Source organism: Sphingomonas echinoides ATCC 14820, assembly GCF_000241465.1.
In the GTDB taxonomy this organism is placed as follows: domain Bacteria; phylum Pseudomonadota; class Alphaproteobacteria; order Sphingomonadales; family Sphingomonadaceae; genus Sphingomonas; species Sphingomonas echinoides.
The window spans coordinates 2,225,147-2,243,759 of sequence record NZ_JH584235.1 but is presented as its reverse complement, the minus strand read 5'-3'; the positions used below and the strand labels follow the sequence as shown (position 1 = coordinate 2,243,759).

At 62.1% G+C, this 18,613-nt stretch carries 18 protein-coding genes; 16 read left to right on the top strand and 2 right to left on the bottom strand.

Features of this window, described 5'->3' with window-relative positions:
• Positions 1–52: 52 nt before the first annotated feature.
• The gene (locus tag ON00_RS10510) at positions 53–727 is read right to left on the bottom strand and encodes a methyltransferase family protein (RefSeq protein ID WP_010405645.1); all 675 of its coding nucleotides are present in this window, start codon (positions 725–727) and stop codon (positions 53–55) included.
• A complete protein-coding gene (locus ON00_RS21405) occupies positions 724–1,068 on the bottom strand; it encodes a DUF2933 domain-containing protein (RefSeq protein WP_245535562.1) in 345 nt (114 codons plus the stop codon). Before ON00_RS21405 ends, ON00_RS10510 begins: the two co-directional genes overlap by 4 nt.
• 850 nt (positions 1,069–1,918) lie before the next feature.
• On the opposite strand from ON00_RS21405, the gene ON00_RS10495 reads away from it, so the two are divergent.
• The 16 genes from ON00_RS10495 to ON00_RS10420 all read left to right on the top strand — a co-directional run bounded on the left by ON00_RS10495 (position 1,919) and on the right by ON00_RS10420 (position 18,607).
• Positions 1,919–2,278 carry a hypothetical protein gene (locus ON00_RS10495; RefSeq protein ID WP_010405642.1) on the top strand — a complete coding sequence of 120 codons (360 nt, stop codon included), beginning with the start codon at positions 1,919–1,921 and terminating at the stop codon, positions 2,276–2,278.
• 139 nt (positions 2,279–2,417) lie between these two features.
• The gene (locus tag ON00_RS10490; RefSeq protein WP_010405641.1) at positions 2,418–2,780 is read left to right on the top strand and encodes a hypothetical protein; all 363 of its coding nucleotides are present in this window, start codon (positions 2,418–2,420) and stop codon (positions 2,778–2,780) included.
• A gap of 174 nt (positions 2,781–2,954) precedes the next feature.
• A complete protein-coding gene (locus tag ON00_RS20200; RefSeq protein WP_010405640.1) occupies positions 2,955–3,434 on the top strand; it encodes a MerR family transcriptional regulator in 480 nt (159 codons plus the stop codon).
• Between the two features lie 2 nt (positions 3,435–3,436).
• The gene (locus ON00_RS10480) at positions 3,437–3,652 is read left to right on the top strand and encodes a hypothetical protein (protein ID WP_010405639.1); all 216 of its coding nucleotides are present in this window, start codon (positions 3,437–3,439) and stop codon (positions 3,650–3,652) included.
• An 86-nt stretch (positions 3,653–3,738) separates the two neighbouring features.
• Entirely contained in the window at positions 3,739–4,077 is a 339-nt protein-coding gene (locus tag ON00_RS10475; RefSeq protein WP_010405638.1) for a hypothetical protein, read from the top strand.
• 102 nt (positions 4,078–4,179) lie between these two features.
• Entirely contained in the window at positions 4,180–4,644 is a 465-nt protein-coding gene (locus tag ON00_RS10470) for a heavy metal-responsive transcriptional regulator (RefSeq protein ID WP_010405637.1), read from the top strand.
• An 80-nt stretch (positions 4,645–4,724) separates the two neighbouring features.
• Positions 4,725–5,102 carry a hypothetical protein gene (locus ON00_RS10465; protein ID WP_137902814.1) on the top strand — a complete coding sequence of 126 codons (378 nt, stop codon included), beginning with the start codon at positions 4,725–4,727 and terminating at the stop codon, positions 5,100–5,102.
• A complete protein-coding gene (locus ON00_RS10460; protein ID WP_033963148.1) occupies positions 5,099–5,470 on the top strand; it encodes a DUF1622 domain-containing protein in 372 nt (123 codons plus the stop codon). The genes ON00_RS10465 and ON00_RS10460 overlap by 4 nt, the downstream gene beginning before the upstream one ends.
• A gap of 141 nt (positions 5,471–5,611) precedes the next feature.
• The gene (locus tag ON00_RS10455) at positions 5,612–5,992 is read left to right on the top strand and encodes a hypothetical protein (RefSeq protein WP_010405632.1); all 381 of its coding nucleotides are present in this window, start codon (positions 5,612–5,614) and stop codon (positions 5,990–5,992) included.
• Between the two features lie 12 nt (positions 5,993–6,004).
• Positions 6,005–7,984 (top strand): FAD-binding oxidoreductase, encoded by a 1,980-nt coding sequence (locus ON00_RS10450; protein WP_010405631.1) that lies wholly within the window; start codon positions 6,005–6,007, stop codon positions 7,982–7,984.
• Between the two features lies 1 nt (position 7,985).
• Positions 7,986–8,669: an iron reductase gene (locus tag ON00_RS10445; protein WP_029622672.1), complete on the top strand. Its 684-nt coding sequence runs from the start codon at positions 7,986–7,988 to the stop codon at positions 8,667–8,669.
• Entirely contained in the window at positions 8,666–9,361 is a 696-nt protein-coding gene (locus ON00_RS10440) for a cytochrome c3 family protein (RefSeq protein ID WP_029622670.1), read from the top strand. The genes ON00_RS10445 and ON00_RS10440 overlap by 4 nt, the downstream gene beginning before the upstream one ends.
• A gap of 86 nt (positions 9,362–9,447) precedes the next feature.
• Positions 9,448–10,851, top strand: a complete 1,404-nt coding sequence (locus tag ON00_RS10435) for an NRAMP family divalent metal transporter (protein ID WP_010405628.1) — start codon at positions 9,448–9,450, stop codon at positions 10,849–10,851.
• Between the two features lie 465 nt (positions 10,852–11,316).
• Positions 11,317–13,722: a glycosyltransferase family 4 protein gene (locus ON00_RS10430; protein WP_154651311.1), complete on the top strand. Its 2,406-nt coding sequence runs from the start codon at positions 11,317–11,319 to the stop codon at positions 13,720–13,722.
• Positions 13,719–15,803, top strand: a complete 2,085-nt coding sequence (tkt, locus tag ON00_RS10425; protein WP_010405626.1) for a transketolase — start codon at positions 13,719–13,721, stop codon at positions 15,801–15,803. Before ON00_RS10430 ends, tkt begins: the two co-directional genes overlap by 4 nt.
• Positions 15,800–18,607: a bifunctional transaldolase/phosoglucose isomerase gene (locus ON00_RS10420; protein ID WP_010405625.1), complete on the top strand. Its 2,808-nt coding sequence runs from the start codon at positions 15,800–15,802 to the stop codon at positions 18,605–18,607. Before tkt ends, ON00_RS10420 begins: the two co-directional genes overlap by 4 nt.
• The last annotated feature ends 6 nt before the right edge of the window (positions 18,608–18,613 follow it).

Below are 18,613 nucleotides of genomic sequence, written 5' to 3'. Positions count from 1 at the left end.
CGGACGGCTGAGCGGTTCCCTCGGGATTTGCGCCGGTCGGCTGGCAGGGAATTCATCGCTGACCCGCTCCTGCGTCACGCTTTGCCCCGAACAGGCGCGCGAGGTGGGGCACGAACGGTGGAACGGTCTTTGTGTAGCGACGATAGGCATCGCCAAATTCGGCCAGCGCCTCACGCTCCTCGGTCCGCGCCAACCGCAAATACATGACGACGAGCACCGGGAACATCGCGAGCGTCAGGATCGTCGGCCATTGCAGCAGGAACCCGAATATCACCAGCACGAACCCGACATATTGCGGGTGCCGCACATAGGAATAGATGCCCTGGGTCGCGAGCTCGTGGACCTTTTGCGCGTCGTACAGCGCCTTCCAACCTGTCGAGATCAGAATGAACCCGCCGCCGATCAGGAAAAAGCTCATGATATGGAATGGCCCGGCATGCGGATTAGCCCGCCAGCCGAAAAGCATCTCAAGCAGATGCCCGGCATCATGTGAGAACCAGTCGATATTGGGATAATGGCTCTGCAGCCACCCGGACAGGACATAGAGGGTCAGTGGGAAGCCGTACATTTCGACGAACAGCGCCACAAGGAACGCGCTGAATGCGCTGAACGATCGCCAGTCCCGAGTGGTTCGCGGCTTGAAGAAACTGTAGGCGAACAGGATGAACACCGCCGCATTGACGACGACGAGATCCCAAAGGCCATAGGCTTGCGCATGGCCCGTCACTGGCCCTGAACCTCATGGGGCGAACGATCGGCCCCCGGCTGCGGTGTTCCATCGTGACTATGCCCATGTCCGTGATGCATGAAGAGGTGCATCAGGGGACACGACAGCAGCAGCAGAAAGGGCAGCGCGCCAAGTACATGCGCGCGATGCTCCGTGAACAGCAGCACGAAACCGAGCGCAAGAAAGCCCATCATCACGATGCCCGCGCGCGACGTCAGGAAATTCTCTTTCCCAGTATGTGCCGGTCGTTGCCGTTCCATGATCACGTTTCCTTGAATATAGAACTCGTTAAAAATTGCTGATTGCTCACTTGCGCTGCGCCGTCCTAGGGACGCTGCCAATGACCGATCCAATTGTGGAATGCGGCGAAGAGACCTCCCACGGCTGCTCCGAAGACGATCGACCAGCACAACCCCGCCCCCAGCGCGACGAACGATCCCGGCGGAGCTGGCGTGAACATCGTCACAAACATGTGTGACCCGATCGGACCGAACAAAGTCGCCGCGAGCCAGCAAAGCACGAAGACAGTGGAAAGAGCGGCAGCGCTGCTCGCGGCACATCGTATCACACTGAGCTTGCTTGCATCGGTCATGACGGCTTCCTTTCCCCCCAAATTTGGGCCGGATCGAAGACAGCCACTATACGTATTCCACCCAAGGCTTGGTCACTCGACGCTGGTCGATGCTGCCGTCAGCGGGAGGGCATCGCCCATGCCGCAGTCCTTGGCGTGACAACCATAAACCGCCGCATCGTACGGGAGAGATGCGCGTGGTCATTGAACCTCGCATCCGCTGCGGCTGCCATAAGGGGCCGCCAAGCGCTCGGAGGCCGCGCATAGCCCTGCAAGGCCAATGAGCCTTGCCGGACATCGTGGCCATTCCGGTCGGTCTGGGATTGTCTCTTGACCTGATTCTTCTTTTCGGGCTGGCGATGTTCGGTCTCTATCTATGGTGCAGGGCCGAGCGGGAATCCGGCTGGGTCCTCCCCTTTTTGTGCGATGTTCCAAGCAAATGAGTAGCGAATAGAGAAGCGTAAGACGCAAAGATGTCTCCCCGGAGCCTTTGATCCGTCCTCGTAACATTACGCATATTGAGTCGGGAGCTGGGTCCATAGTTCTGGTGGCGAAGAAAGGTTCTTCACCGCCAGGTTTCCTCGGCGGGTCTTGTAAACTCAGCCAAGGAGGCTTCCACCATGTTGCTCAAGAAGAAGATCACCATCGCGCTTGCTGGCCTCGCCATGCTCGGCGCCGCGCCCACCTTCGCCCAGGGCATCGGCCACAGCTTTTTCATGCGCGGATCGATCGTCGGCAAAGACTCGACCGGAACGGTCGTCTGCGTCGGCAAGGCCGATGGCGCGACTGTCGGACAGGTCCTCGAGGTCTACCGTGTGCAAAGCACGCCTGGTCCTTCGAAGACCCCCGGCGCGGGCTTCCGTCGCGTGGCCGTCGGGCACGTCAAGATCGATCATATCTTCGATGACCATTTCGCGCATGTGAGCGTCGCCGATGGCACTCCCGCGGTCCACGACATCGTCGAACTCCGCAAGAAATAAGCTGGCAGCGGGGACGGCGATCGCCGTCCCCTACCATCAACGCGACACCTCGCTGCGAAACCAGACCGGCACCAGCGCTCGCAATCAAACGACGAACACCGGACTTGGCGCTCGGGGACATGAATTGAAAGGAATCGAGATGCGTTTCAGGAAATCAATATCGCTGGCCCTCGCTGGTATCGCCCTCGCCGGCGCGGTTCCCGCTCTGGCGACCGGCATCGGCCACACATTCTTCATGCGCGGATCCATTGTCGGCAAAGACACGACCGGAACGATCGTGTGTGTCGGCAAAGCCGATGGCGCGACAGTCGGACAGGTGCTCGACGTCTATCGCATGAAGACGCTGCCCGGCTCCGGCTTCAAAGGAACTGGCCCCGCTTATCGTCGAGACCTCATCGGCCACGTCAGGGTCGACCATATTTTCGATGACCATTTCGCGCATGTGAGCGTCGCCGACGGCACGCCCGCAGTTCACGACATCGTCGAGCTCCGCAAGAAATAAGGGAGTGCCGGGGAGGGGCTTGCCGCTCCCCATGATGCCTGATGGCGACCGCAAGCAACGAAAAATCGCGCGGCGTTTGAGCGGACAGGAGAGCGGCGATGATCGACCGACGTCCAAATATTTCTCTTGACCCTGGACCTAGGTCCAAGCGGCACGGTGCCTCCGAGACTTGCCATGTCACGGCTTAGAATCGGTGAGCTGGCCGAGGCTGCCGGCGTTCGAAAGGATACCATACGCTATTATGAGCGCACCGGCCTGCTCCCCGCTCCGCAACGGACCAGTGCAGGATACCGCGTCTATCATCCTGCAGACGTCGAACGCATCAAGTTCGTTCGCGCTGCACAGGGGCTCGGTTACACCCTCACCGAAACGCAGGCGCTCCTGCTGGTGCGGGCCGGAGACGCCCTCGCCGGGTCGGAGATCCTCGCCGTCACGCGGGTCAAACTGCGCGAAGCACTGGCCAGGGTGGAACAGCTCAAGCTTATCGAAACAGGCCTTGAGCAGCTGGGTGAAGCGCCCTCGCACGAAGCCGAAAGCGACCCTTGCCCGATCCTCTTTCTGGTTCGGGACGGGCGGCTGTCTCAATTGGCCGCAGATCAACCAGAACAAATTTCCGTGGGAGAGGACCACACCACCTGCACCGGGAAGGACTGAACATGAAATACTCTATCTCGCTGGGATTGCTACCACTGGCGCTGCTCGGCGCTTGCGCGACCATTCCGCCGACTAGCGCGCAGATCGCGAGCTGCAAGGCCATGGAAGACAATATGGGTCTCGCGACGCCCCATGATCACAACGAGATGAAGGGACAGGGGCGCAACCCGATGAATCTCTCGCACGATCGCTGCCTGCAGATTCTCAAGCAGCAATGACACCCTGATCCGTCGGTCGAGCACGCTTATCAAGCTCGTCCGACGGGATTTGCGTTCGACCGCTCACTCTCATTCGGAGACACATCATGAAGACTCACCTCACGAATACGTCCGGGAAGATCGTCTCGGGGCTCACAGCCCTTGCGCTTCTCGGAACGCTTGCTGCGTGCGGCAAGAAGACGGACGGCACGCAAAACCAGGCTGCCTCCAATGCCTCTGCAAGCGCGCCCGGCGCGCTTGAAAACGACACCGCCGCCGCCACGGACTCTGTCGGGACCGACAACGCGGCGGCCGATATGGATGAGCGCCACCGTCAGGATATGGACCACAGCGACATGCGCCGGGGTGGGCCGATGATGCCCAATGGCGCCCCGCCTACGAGCACGCCCGACAACAGTCAGTCCGCCCCGATGAAGGACATGTAAGCAAAGCGGGCGGGAACGCCCGGCGCTGCCTGGGCCGAGCAAGATCAAATCGAAGGAATAATGCCGCGACCTTTCGAATGGTCGCGGCAACGGAGACGCGCCATGACATATTTCACGATCGGAAAGCTGTCGCGTGCGCTCGGCATCCGTCCCGATACCATCCGCTATTACGAGCGCAACGGTCTGCTTCCTCCGCCCGCCCGGTCTTCTGCCGGTTACCGCACCTATGGCGACGCCGATCTCGAGCGCGTGCGGTTCATCCGCAAGGGGCAGCTGCTGGGTTTCACGCTTCGCGAAATCGGAAGCCTGCTCGATTTGCGCGCGTCCGACACCGCGACAACTGCCGATGTCCTGGCCATCACCGAGAGCAAGATCAATGAAGCGACCACCCGTATCGATGATCTGACCCGCATCAAGACCGCCCTGTCCGCCCTGTCCGCCCAATGCTCGATCGACATTCCCATCGCGGATTGCCCGATCCTCGCGCATCTCGCGAGCATTCCCAGGGAAGACGCACCAGGGCACGGAAACCCTCCTGCAGCCGGCGCGGTGAAGGCGCCCTCATGAGACCCGTTTTGCAGCGCTTGGGTCCGCCGTTGCTTTGGCCCGGCCGGTCCCCGTCGCTCCGCCGCCGAGCAGGTTTGGCCTTGGCTATCGTCGCTGCAGCTGGCGGCCTGGCCCAGCCTTCTGTTGCGGAGAGCCAGCCCGCCCAGGGTCGTGGCACGAAAACGGATCTTGTCGGTATCTGGTCGTTCGATGCCCGGTCCGGATGCGAGACCGGCACAGCCTGGGAGTTCAGGGCAGACGGCTCTTACAACGAACTCCGTTTGCCCGACCGGACACCGCGCGCCACCGGGAAGTGGTACGAACTCGGTGACACCATCTTCTATTCCCTGGCGCGGCCGGAGACCGCCGCCCCGGGGCCGCCCGAAAAACGCATGGTGATCATCGAACGCGAACCCGATCGCCTCGTCGCATTGGGCGGTCGCAGGGTTCGCCACGTGATGCACCGGTGCCCGCGATGACCGAGAGCCTCATCGTGGAGGGCATCCACTGGATCACGCGGGCAATTGAAGTCACGGGGACGGCGATCATCGTCGTGGGCGCGGGTTCTTCGCTGATCAGATTCCTGCAGCAATCCGTGAAAGGTCCGATCGACCAGCATGTGGTGGGCAGCTTCAGGTCGAGCCTTGGCGAAGCCATTCTTCTCGGACTCGAATTCCTGGTCGCGGCCGACATCATCAACACCATCGCGATCCAGCCCACGCTCAGCAGCCTCGCGGTCCTTGCCGGCATCGTACTGATACGAACCTTCCTGAGTTTCTCGCTCGAGGTCGAGATCAAGGGCCGTTGGCCGTGGCAGAGAGCGACAGGAACCCCACGCGATGATTGAGTGTCGTCGCCGGCTCCTGGCGGCCAGGCGACGACGCCGGGCGAATAGGAAATTACGTATATTGGCCAAAATCCATCTGTGGTCCCTCAGAACCGTGGCCAGCCGGATGATCGGCCAGGTCATTGCAATGGAGTATTGATTATGATCATGACAGGTTCTTTCCGCTTGCGCGCGCTTGCGCTGGCAGGTTCCATCTTGCTGTCGCCCGCCATCGCTTCCGCCCAAGGGCAAGCCGCCGGCCAGACTTCGGCCCAGCCCGCGCCTCCCGCCGACAGGTCGATGCCGGCAGGCGGCATGATGGAGAAGCACGACACGATGCCGGGCATGGCCGGCATGCCGATGCAGCACGACAAGATGCCCGCGGCCATGCCTCCGATGGCGAAGAAGGCCGGATGCTGCGGCATGAAGAAGAAGCCGATGGCCAAGCACAAGGCCGCCCCGCACCGCCATCCGAAACCCGCCGCCGCGAAGCCGGCGCCGATGCCCGCGGACAAGCCGATGCCCATGAAGGATGACATGTAAGGAAGTCCTCAGGTGACGCGCCCTCACAACAACATCACCGGCCTCAAGCTATCGCGGGCTTTGAGGACGAGCGGTATCGCACTCGCGCTGGCGATGATCTCCGGATCACCGCCAGCGTCGGCGCAGATGGCCGAGTCCGAGCACGCGTCGCATCATCCAGCGGGCGGAGCCGCCGCGCCAGCGGCGATGCCAGCGGGCAACGTGATGGGGGCAGCAGCTCCGGCCGCGGCGAAAGCTGCCGATCCCATGGCGGCGATGATGAAAGGGATGATGGCGCCGTCGCCGGGTGCCAAAATGGGCGCGGGACCGGCGGGATGCTGTGGGAACGGCGGCGCCAAACCCTTCTACCCCTCGCTGATGGACTGGCCCGTCCTGACCGATGAGGCACGACGGACGGTACGCGCCGCGGCTCTCGCCCGCCTGGGGTCGGGCGCCGAGGTCCTGACCGCGGAGCAAGCCCGGCTTCACCACGCTCTCATGTCGAACGACACGAAAGGAGCCCAGGATGCGATCAGGGGCGCTCGCGAAGGCCTCGCACTCGCGGACAGCGGAGCAGGCGCGCTCAGGGGCCTCGAAGAGGGCCGCCCTCCCCGGCAGATTGCCCTGAGCTGGTTCAAGACCCAGTCGGGTTTTGCCGAAAGCGACCAGATGGCATACGGAAACGAGCTGGCGGGCCTTTCCTGGTGGCACCTGATCGCGATGGCGCTGCTGGCGGCGGCTCTGGTTGCGGCGCTGCTACTCCGATGGGCGCGGCTGCGCCGCATCGCAAGCTTGATGGAGCGGCTCGCACCAGGCGGGGCTACACCACCGGCCAGGCCGGCCACCTCTCCGGCCCCGGCCGCTATCGTGCCGGCGCCCGCTGCTCCTGCAGGCGCAGCTACGCCCGGAAGCGCCACGCCGGCAGCGCCGCGACTGTGGAAAGGCGTCCTGCGGATCACCGCGATCTTCGACGAGACCCCGAGCGTCAAGACGTTCCGGCTCATGGAACCGAACCGCGGGCCGATGCCGTTCACGTTCCTGCCCGGCCAATATGCCTCGATCACCTCGGAGATCGAAGGCCAGAAGGTCCGCCGATCCTACACGATCTCGTCATCGCCCACACAGCGCGACTATATCGAGCTCACGATCAAGCGCGAACAATATGGGCTGGAATCGCGCCATCTCCATGATCATGCCGCCACGGGCGACCTTCTCGAGATTGCGGCGCCCGCGGGCCGGTTCTTCTTCACCGGCAAGGAAGCCGAGGGGATCGTCCTGATCGCCGGCGGAGTCGGCATCACACCGATGATGAGTGTGCTGCGCAGCCTGACGGACCGCTCCTATGAACACGACATCTACCTCCTCTACGGTGTCAACACGCCGACGGATCTGATCTTTCGCGAGGAATGCGACTATCTGGCGCGGCGCCACCACAAGCTTCACATCGTCTCCATCGTCGCAAAGCCCGAAGGGACCGACTGGGCCGGGCCTTCCGGTTATTTGACGGCCGATTTCATCGCCGCTTCCGTTCCCGAAATCGCCAGCAGGCGCGTTCACCTGTGCGGCCCGCCGCCGATGATGGACGCGGTGAAGGCGGCGCTTGCGCAGCTCAAGGTGCCGGCGGAGCAGGTCAAGACCGAGGAATTTGCCCCCCCCAAGGGCGGCCCCGTCCTTGAAGATGAACCGGCAGCGACCGCGACCGACAGCCAGGCATCGGCCACCCCGCAGACGCCGCCCGCCATTCCTTCTGCGCAGGCGACGATCTCATTTTCGAAGTCCGGCAAGAACGGCGCGCTCGCGCCCGACCAATCCGTCCTCGAGGCGGCCGAGGCGATTGGCGTGGCCATCGACTATGAATGCCGGGTCGGCATCTGCGGAAGGTGCAAGGTCCCCTTGCGGCAAGGCCAAGTGACGATGGAAGTGGAAGACGCGCTTGCCGCCGACGAGAAGGCTGACGGCATCATCCTCGCCTGCCAGGCAAAATCGGTGGGTGATCTCGTGGTGGACGCATGAAATGACCGAAACCGAGAAAGTAACGGTCGGCGCTCTGCTGAGCGCTCTTGCGCTGCTGGTCCCGGCCTTCCTGCTGCATTCCGCACCGCGTTTCCCCGGGAGCCTGGCAGGCGGACTGTTCGGCATCGCCGCCGCCCTGCTTTTCGTGCTTCTGCTCGTCTACAGCATCGTAAAGCGGCAGGCGTGGGTCAAGGAGCGCACGCAGCGCCTCGTCTCCCTCGGAGGACTGCTCAGCTTCCATGTGTATGCCGGCGCGATCGGCGCTCTGCTCGGAATCATCCATTCGGGGCACAAGTTTCAAAGCCCGATCGGCATCGCCCTCGTGATCGCGATGCTGACTGTCGTCGTCACGGGCTTCATTGGCCGATATTATCTGGCGCAGGTCGGGCAGGAATTGCGGTTTCAGCAAAAGGAACTCAAGGTTCTGCGCGACCGCTATGATGTGCTTGCCGCCGTATCGGCCGATCTGCGCCATCAAAGCGTCGTTGATCCGTCAGGGTTGCCGCTGGACTCGCTCCTTGGCGCAATATCCGACCTCGAATTCACGATTACTGCACGCGACGTCATCAAGGCCACGCTCGACAAGTGGGTCGTCGTGCATATTGTCGCTGCGATCATCATGTACGGATTGCTGACGATCCACATCTGGAGCAGCGTCTACTTCGGCTTGCGGTGGTGGCCATGAAGCGGACTGGTATCGTCTGCCTGATCCTCGCGACACTGGTCCTGGCCACCGCGATCATCATCCCCCTTACCATTTACCGCTCGGGCAGCGCCGCGCTGCCGCAATGGGCGGCGTCGGTTCGACCCGGTTCGCTGTCGAACGCCCATGCTTTTCTCGAGGGCAAATGCGAGAGTTGCCATACACCCAATCGGGGCATCAAGGCCGAGACCTGCATAGCCTGCCACGCAGCTTCGCCGGAAATCCTGAAGAAGCCTTCGACCGCTTTCCATGTCAACATCAAGGAATGCAGTGGCTGCCATATCGAGCATCAGGGAAACACGCTCCGTCCGGTCCGGATGGATCACCAGGTTCTCGAGCGCATCGCCGAACGGGCGACAGGGCGTGACACTCCTCTCGATTGCCAGTCCTGTCACGCCCCCCGCGACAAGCACCTGGGGTTCTTCGGCAGTGATTGTGCAAGCTGCCACACCACAACGAGCTGGAAAATCAGCGGGTATCTGCACCCCAGCCCCAAATCCACCGAATGCTCGCAGTGCCACAAGCCGCCGCCGAGCCACAACATGATGCACTTCGAAATGATGGACAAGATGATCAGCGGTGAAAAACGGGCGCGGGTTGATCAATGCTTCAGTTGCCACCAGACCGACTCGTTCAACAATATCAAGGGTGTCGGCATGGTCAAAGTGCACTGAAAATCCTCGCCAAACCCGACCTGCCATCGAAGAGCCCTCCAATTATCAAACCCGGCGACATCTTCGCCCAGGCGAGGAGTGTCACCGTGAACGCGCCCAATGATCCTGCGGAACGCTGTGTCCCCTTGCCCGGGCAGGCCGGGCAAGGGACCACGCTTCTTGAAGCCGATCTGCACTTGCCGCCGACCCCTGGCCAGGCCGCGGGCGAGGGGCAAGTGGCGATCCCGCACGCTCACCGGCTTCAGAGTATCGGGCGGATTTTTGGCCCGGGATTCATTGCCGGGGCGGCCGACGACGATCCAAGCGGGATTGCAACCTATGCGCAAGCGGGAGCGGCTTACGGTTACACGCTCGGTTGGACGATGTTGCTTACCTGGCCGCTCGCCGCAGCTGTGCAGGAGACGTGCGGGCGGATCGGCAGAACGACGGGCGAAGGTTTGACGGCGGCGATCAGCAAGCGCTGCCCGCTCGCGCTGCTCCGAACGGTCGTTCTGCTCCTCGTGGTCGCCAATGTCATCAACCTTGGTGCTGATCTGGGAGCGATGGGTTCGGCAATGTCGCTCATCGGCGGCGGCGCGCCGCACCTCTGGGTCATCATATTCGCCTTGCTCTCAACGCTGTTAGAGACCTTCCTCGACTACAAGCGCTACGCGCGTTTCCTGAGATGGATGACGCTGGCATTGCTGGCCTATGCGGCTACGGCATTTGCCGTGCACCTGTCATGGAGCGATGTGCTGCGTGGAGTCCTGCTACCGAGCATGCCGGACTCAAGCGCCTGGATGCTGGTAGCCGCGATCTTCGGCACCACGATCAGCCCCTATTTGTTTTTCTGGCAGGCCTCCCAGGAAGCAGAAGATGCCAGAGCTAAAGCGAAAAGCCTTTCGACATCGGAAGTCAGCGCCGGCGAAGAGCGCCGGATTAGCCTCGATAGCTGGTTCGGTATGTTTTTTTCAAACCTCATTGCCATTTTTATCATCATAACCACCGCCGCGACCTTGCATATCGCTGGTATTACGCAGATCGATACGGCCGCGCAGGCGGCCGAAGCACTCAGGCCGCTGGCGGGCGACTTTGCCTTTGCACTTTTTGCCAGCGGTATCATCGGGACCGGCCTTCTTGCCGTCCCGGTTCTAGCCGGCTCGGCGGCGTATGCGGTCTCCGAAGCCTTTGGGTGGCGTGCGGGCCTTGGGCTGGCACCTCGGAATGCCAAGGCTTTTTACAGCGTGATAGCTTCGGCCGGCATTCTGGGCATTCTCGTTCATTTCTCGCCGATCAGTCCCATGCAGGCGCTGCTGTGGAGTGCTGTCATCAACGGCTTTGTTGCAGCCCCACTTATTGCCCTGGTGATATGGCTCGGCTCGGATTCCGAAGCGATGAACGGTCACCCCATTCCCCGGCGGCTGCAACTGCTCGGTGGCGCGGCCTGTCTGGTCATGGTTGGCGTCGCCATCATGACGACGGTTTCGTGGATCGCGCCGGCCGCGCGGTAAATGATGATTGGCGCCTAGCGATCCAGCTTTCGCACTGACAGGTCAAGCTCGGCTTGAGATTGAAGCTTTCCGCCTCAGCCAATGCAGCATCGCGAATCCGAACGACGCGCGGCCTCGCTCAGGACGACATCGGTCAGCAAGTCTTGTGAACATTACGTAACGCTACGTGTGTGTGCCTGACATAAATCAAGGAAATGCAAGCCAATCGCCCAAGCCACCGCGCAAGCACTGACGCCTTAAAGCCGGCTTGGGTGCGCAATCCTGCGTCCAAGCTGCTCGGGCCGTGGGGACAGAATATCGGCCTTGACTCTGGACGGTGGTCGAAGCCCGACAACATGGTCGGGTCACGAATCCCACTCCTCAGAAACCGGCGTCCTGCCGCGGCGCGATCATGAGGGAGCAGCGGACGCGGCCTCCAGCCAGTGTAAGCCACTCCCAGAGACACTTTCATATTTGAGGTTGAGCATGAACCACTCTGTGATCATTCCCCCGCTCAAGCGTATTGCCGTGATAGGAACGTGCGTTCCGAGGCAGTGTGGCATCGCCACCTTCACCAACGATCTGCAGCAGGCATTGAAGAACTGCGATTCCGATCTTTCTTCAACGACGATCGCGCTGACGGACGATGCCAACACTTACGCCTATCCGCCCGATGTCGCCCTGGAGATCCAGCAGGCCACGCCCGCGTCCTATGCAGTCGCCGCCGATTTCCTCAACGTGTCGAACGTCGATCTCGTTTCTCTTCAGCACGAGTTCGGGATCTTCGGAGGCGAGGCCGGTGAATACATCCTTGGCCTTCTCAGCGGCCTCAGCGCTCCGATCGTCACGACGCTACACACCGTACTGGCCAACCCCAACCCTGCACAACGTCGCGTCATGGATGGCATCATCGAACATTCATCGCGCCTCGTCGTCATGGCGGACAAAGGACGGCGCATTCTGCAGGACGTCTATGATGTCCCGGCCGAGCACATCGCCGTGATACCACACGGCGTTCCGGACCGAGCCTTTATCGATCCGGCGATGGCGAAGCACAAACTGGGACTTGCAGACCGGACCCTGTTGATGACCTTTGGCCTGCTTGGTCCAGGCAAGGGTATCGAAACGGCAATTCGTGCAGTGCCGGCACTCGTTCGCGACCATCCCAATCTGCTCTATATGATCGTCGGCGCAACCCACCCCAACCTCGTTAGGGATGAAGGCGAACGCTATCGCGATAGCCTCGTTGCACTCGCAGCCGAACTCGGCGTCATCGAGAATATTTGCTTTGTCGACCGATATCTCTCACTGGATGAGCTGCTCGACCATTTGGCTGCATGCGATATCTACCTATCGCCTTACCCCAATGAAGCGCAGATCGTTTCAGGAACGCTGGCCTACGCTGTTGCCCTTGGTAAAGCGGTCGTCTCGACGCCCTTCTGGTATGCGCAGGAACTGCTCGCCGACCATTGTGGCGTTCTGGTGCCGTTTTCGGAACCGGATGCACTCGGAGCTGCCGTCGCTCGATTGATCGTCGATGGCGCGTCGCGTAGCGAGATTCGAACCCGCGCGTACGAGCGCGGTCGCGCGATGATCTGGTCGAGCGTGGCGAAGCAGTACCTGAAAGTCTTCTCCGATGTCCGATTTGAAAGACGCTCCGGCGCGTCGCGGGCTATACGTCCTTCAAATGACGAAGCCTGGAACAGGGCGCTTCCACCGATAACGACGGACCATCTCGCCGCTCTTACCGACATGGTCGGCATAACCCAGCACACAAAATTCGCGGTTCCGGACCGGAGGCACGGCTACTGTCTCGATGACAACGCGCGCGCGCTGTTGCTTCTCTCTGAACTCTCGACGCTGCGTTCTCTCACGCCACAGGAGGAGCAGCTTGCGCTGACATATGCCGCGTTCGTTGAGCACGCCTGGTCGCCAAAGGATAACCGCGTTCATAATTTCATGGGGTTCGACCGCACATGGCTCGACGATGCGGGAGCCGACGACGCGCATGGTCGCACGGTCTGGGCACTGGGCGCGTTCGCAATGCGAAAAGACGATCGATTCCTGGACGGATGGGCCGCCGCGCGCTTGCTGGAGATGGCACCCGCGTTGGTAGCGCTGACCACGCCGCGCGCCTGGGCCTACGGGCTGCTCGGCATCTCAAAACTTCTCCGGCGCTTCCCAGGCCATCGCAACCTGGAGCAGCTGCGAGGAGAACTGTCCAATCGCTTGTTCCAACGTTGGTGTGACGCAGCTGCGCCCGACTGGGTCTGGTTCGAAGACAGGCTCGGCTATGATAATGCCCGATTGTGTGAAGCTCTCATCGAAAGCGGCCATGACACCGGCAACCAGTCTCACCTTGATGCCGGCCTCGATACGCTACGGTGGCTGATGACGCTGCAGACGGCCGAAGTGGGGCACTTTCGGCCTATCGGAACCGAAACATTTGGAAGCGATCGGCGTCATCCGCAGCCATTCGACCAACAGCCCCTGGAAGCCTGTGCAGCGGTTGGTGCATGCCTTACCGCGGCGCGAGTCACGAGCGACGCATGGTGGCAGCGCGAAGCGCGCCGTGCATTCAACTGGTTTCTCGGGGCAAACGACCTTGGCATTCCCGTCGTGGACGTCAAACGAGGCGCCTGCTTCGATGGTCTCCATCCGGACCGGCGCAATGCCAACCAAGGCGCTGAATCGACGCTCGCATATCTTTCCGCGCTGACCGCGATCCTGAGCGCGGCCGAGAAGGATGCCTCGTTGAGTAAAGCCCGGCGCGTGGTCGAACTTTGCACGGCCGGTAATAAACCTCTCAGGCGGGTACCCAACGCATTCCGAACAGGTCTTCCCGAAGACCGCCCAGAATCTCAGCTCTCCTGTGGATGCCCAAATTCATGAAAGCGGACTCGGCACAGCTGGCTCAACCGGACGAAGCACTCGAAAGGCGCGCGATCGACACCATCCGCACGTTGGCGATGGATGCCGTACAGAAGGCCAATTCGGGCCATCCGGGCACGCCGATGGCGATGGCGCCGGTGGCCTACACGCTGTGGCGGGACTTCGTCCGCTACGATCCGGACACGCCCGACTGGCCGAACCGCGATCGCTTCGTTCTTTCGGTCGGCCATGCCTCGATGCTGCTCTATGCGGTGCTGCACTTGGCCTTGGTCAAGGAGATTGACCCGGACGGCAAGCCGACGGGCAGGCCCGCGGTCGGTCTCGACGACATCAAGCAGTTCCGCCAACTCGGCTCGAAGACCCCGGGCCACCCCGAGTACCGTATGACTACCGGTGTCGAGACGACGACCGGCCCGCTCGGCCAAGGGTGCGGCAATTCGGTCGGCATGGCGATTGCCGAGCGGGCGCTTGCCTCGCGCTTCAACCGCGACGGTTTCGAGCTGTTCGATCACAACATCTATGTGCTGTGCGGCGACGGCGACATGATGGAGGGCGTCTCGAGTGAGGCCGCATCACTCGCCGGACATCTCGCCCTGTCAAATCTCTGCTGGATCTACGACAGCAATCATATCTCGATCGAAGGTTCGACCGAGCTCGCCTTCACCGAGGATGTCGGCAAACGATTCGAGGGCTATGGCTGGAACGTCATCCAGGTCGATGACGCTAACGACACCAGGGCCGTCGCGCGCGCAATCGCGGCCTTTCGCGACGCCCATGACCGGCCGACCCTCATCGTCATCCGCTCGGTGATCGGCTGGGGCAGCCCCAGAGCAGGTAGCGAGAAGGCGCACGGCGAGCCACTGGGCGAAGACAATGTCCGCGCTACCAAGAAAGCCTATGGCTGGCCCGAAGGCGCCCAGTTTCTCGTGCCGGACGGTGTGGCAGAAGCGTTCAACGCCGCGGTTGCGGGACGCGGCAGGCCGGCACGCGAGGCGTGGGAGGAAACCTTGGCCCGCTACCGCGAGAGCTTTCCAGCTGAGGCCAGGGAGATGGACCTGCTGCGCCGGGGCAAGCTGCCGAGTGACTGGCAGGCAACAATCCCCACCTTTCCTCCCGATGCCGTGGGGCTGGCCTCGCGCGACAGCGGTGGCAAGGTGCTGAACGCAATCGCACCGCACGTGCCGCTGCTGATCGGGGGCGCGGCGGATCTCTCGCCCTCTACCAAGACTAGCCTGACTTTTCAGGGAGCGGGATCGTTTGGGAAGAACGACCATTCAGGTCGCAACATGCACTTCGGTGTGCGGGAGCATGCGATGGGATCGATCGCCAACGGCATGGCCCTATCCTACCTGCGCTCCTACACCGGCACCTTCCTGGTTTTCGCGGATTATATGCGCGCGCCGATAAGGCTGGCAGCGATCATGGAACTGCCGGTCGTGTTCGTGTTCACGCATGATTCTATTGGTGTCGGCGAGGACGGGCCGACTCACCAACCGATCGAACATCTGGCCACGCTTCGAGCCATCCCTGGGCTCGACACGATCCGGCCGGGCGACGCAAACGAGGTGGCGGCAGCGTGGAAGGTCGCTCTCAGCCACAGCCACGAGCCGACCGCGCTGATCCTCTCGCGCCAGGCGATCCCGACGCTCGATCGAACAAAATATGCGTCCGCCGACGGGCTGGAGAGAGGCGGCTACATCCTTGGCGACGCCGAGCGCGGCGATCCCGAGATCATCCTCATCGGTACCGGCAGCGAACTGCCGATGGTGGTGGCCGCCCACGAGAAGTTATCGGGCGAAGGCGTCCGATCGCGAGTGGTTTCGCTGCCGAGCTGGTATTTGTTCGAAAAGCAGGACGACGCCTATCGCGACAGAGTGTTCCCCGATGCGGTGCGCGCGCGGCTCGCCGTCGAACAGGGCGGATCGATGGGCTGGGACCGCTATGTCGGACATGACGGCGGGACAATAACTATGAAGACCTTCGGAGCCTCGGCGCCGCTCGCCAAGCTCCAGGAAAAATTCGGTTTCACCGTCGACAATATCTGCGCCGTGGCGCGCGATCTGATCGAGAAGAACAAATGACCCGCCGTCTCAAAAACCTTGGCGCTGCGGGACAGGCCGTGTGGCTAGACTTCGTCGACCGCAAATTTCTGAACGAAGGCGGGCTGCGCAAGCTGGTTGAGGAGGACGGTCTGACCGGCGTCACCTCCAACCCCTCGATCTTCGAGAAGGCGATGGGCCATGGCGACGCCTATGACGAGGGTTTTAACAACTTCCTCGGCAAGGCCGACGCGAGCGTCACCGATACCTACGAAAGCCAGGCGATCGCCGACATCAAGGCGGCAGCCGCCGATCTACGACCGGTGTACGACCGGCTCGGCGGCGGGGACGGCTATGTAAGCCTTGAGGTTTCGCCCAATCTCGCCAACAGCACCGACGACACGATCGAGGAAGCACGGCGACTGTGGGATATGGTGGCCGAGCCCAATCTGATGGTGAAGGTGCCCGGCACACGGGCTGGCATTCCTGCGATCCGTCAACTGATCGAGGATGGGCTCAACATCAATGTGACATTGCTTTTCTCGCTCACCGCTTATCAGGCGGTCGCGGAGGCTTATATGGCCGGCCTCGAGGCGCGGGTGAAGAAGGGAGAAGCGATCAACCGGATCGCGAGCGTCGCGAGCTTCTTCGTCAGCCGCATCGATGCGCAGATCGACAAGACGATTGATGCGCGCGTCAGGGAAGGCGACCCGGAAAGCGAGGCTCTAAATGCCATTCGCGGCCAAGTCGCAATCGCCAATGCCAAGCTTGCCTATGCCTGGTACCAGGAGTTGCTCGCGAGCGACCGATGGCAGGCGCTGGCCGCCAAGGGAGCGATGCCGCAGCGACTATTGTGGGCCTCGACCGGGGTTAAGGACCCCGCCTACCCCGATACGCTCTACATCGACTCGCTGATCGGACCCGACACCGTCAACACGATGCCGCCTGGGACGATGGACGCGTTCCGTGACCATGGCACGGCCCTGGCCACACTGACCGATAATCTGGATAAAGCACTCCATGTGCTGGCCGAAACCGAGCGTCTCGGCCTTAAACTGGGTGATATTGCGGACAGGTTGGTCGAGGCGGGTGTGACGCTGTTCGCCGATGCGGCGGATGCACTGCTTGGCGCGGTCGCGGGCAAGCGTACCGCGTTCCTCGGCCGCCGACAAAACTTGATGGCAGTCGATCTCCCGGCAGGACTTCAGGAGGCTGTCGCCACGCGCCTCGAAACCGCTCGCGCCGAGGCTTGGCCGCGCCGGCTGTGGAAGGGCGATGCCTCGCTCTGGACCGGCAAGGACGAGGGCAAATGGCTCGGGTGGCTCGCCGCCGCCCGCAGTGAGCAGGTTGATCCAGACACGCTCAAGATGCTCGGTGAAGAAGCCAAAGGCTTCAAGGACGCGGTGCTGCTCGGCATGGGCGGATCGAGCCTCGGCCCCGAGGTGATCGCGCGCATCCTCGGCAGCGCAAAGGGTAGCCCAAAGCTGCACGTGCTCGACACCAGCGACCCCGGCCAGATCGCGACGGTCGCGGCAGCGATCGACCCGGCGAACACGCTGTTCATAATATCCTCCAAATCGGGATCGACAATGGAGCCTGAGCTCCTGCGCGCCTATTTCTATGCAGCGGCCGGCCAGGACGGCAGCCATTTCGTTGCGGTCACCGACCCTGGATCAAAGCTGGACCAGACCGCGAAGGCGGATGGCTTCGCGCATATCTTCGCAGGGGATCCCGCGATCGGCGGGCGCTATTCGGTGCTGTCGGCTTTCGGCATGGTTCCCGCCGCCGCGATGGGCATCGATATCCAGGATTTCTACGAGAAAACCCAGCCAATGGTCTTCGCCTGCGGTGCCGATTCACCTCCTGCAGCAAACCCTGGCGTGCGCCTTGGGGTGATAATCGGCGAGGCGGCTATCGGCGGGCGCGACAAGCTAACCATCTTGGCATCCAAGGGACTAGAACCGTTCGGGGCCTGGCTCGAGCAGTTGCTTGCTGAGTCGACAGGCAAGAAAGGCAAGGGGATTATTCCGGTCGACCTTGAGCCCGCGGGACCGCCGGAGGTTTACGGGAGCGATCGCCTGTTCGTGCATCTTCACCTCGAAGGAGACGCGGAGGACGGGCTGGACAGCAAGCTCGCGCAGCTAAAGCAGGCCGGCCATCCCCTCATCCGGATCACGGTCGCCTCACGCGATTTGATCGGCCAGGAGTTCTTCCGCTGGGAAATCGCGACGGCAATTGCAAGCGCCGTTATTGGGATCAATCCGTTCGACCAGCCCGACGTGGAGGATGCCAAAATCGCCACGCGCGAGCTCGTCGATGCTTATGAAGCTTCCAGTGCGCTTGAACCAGAGATCGCGATCGCGGAAGACGCAGACTTGGCGATCTACGCTGCTGGCGAAAGCGGATTCGGCTCGGGCGATCCGGTGAACCTGCTGCGGCTCCACTTTGCCCGGCTGAAGCCCGGACATTATGCCGGTTTCCTCGGATTTATCGAGCGCGACGAGGCGAATGCGGCGGCAATGGCCGCGATGCGGATGGCGGTGCGTGCTACCAAGGCGGTGGCGACGGTCGCGGGTTTTGGGCCGCGTTTCCTACACTCAACGGGGCAGGCCTATAAAGGCGGCCCGGCGAGCGGGTTGTTTCTGACGATCACGCGCGATCCCCATCCCGATCTGTCGATCCCAGGCAGGAAGGCGAGCTTCGGCACCATTCAGATTGCGCAGGCGCGCGGCGACATGGCCGTGCTTGCTGCGCGCGGGCGGCCCGTTCTGCGGGTCCACATCAAGAAGGACGGCAGCGGCATCGAAGCCTTGCGCGCAGCTGTCATCGCGGCAACCCAAAACTGAGGAATG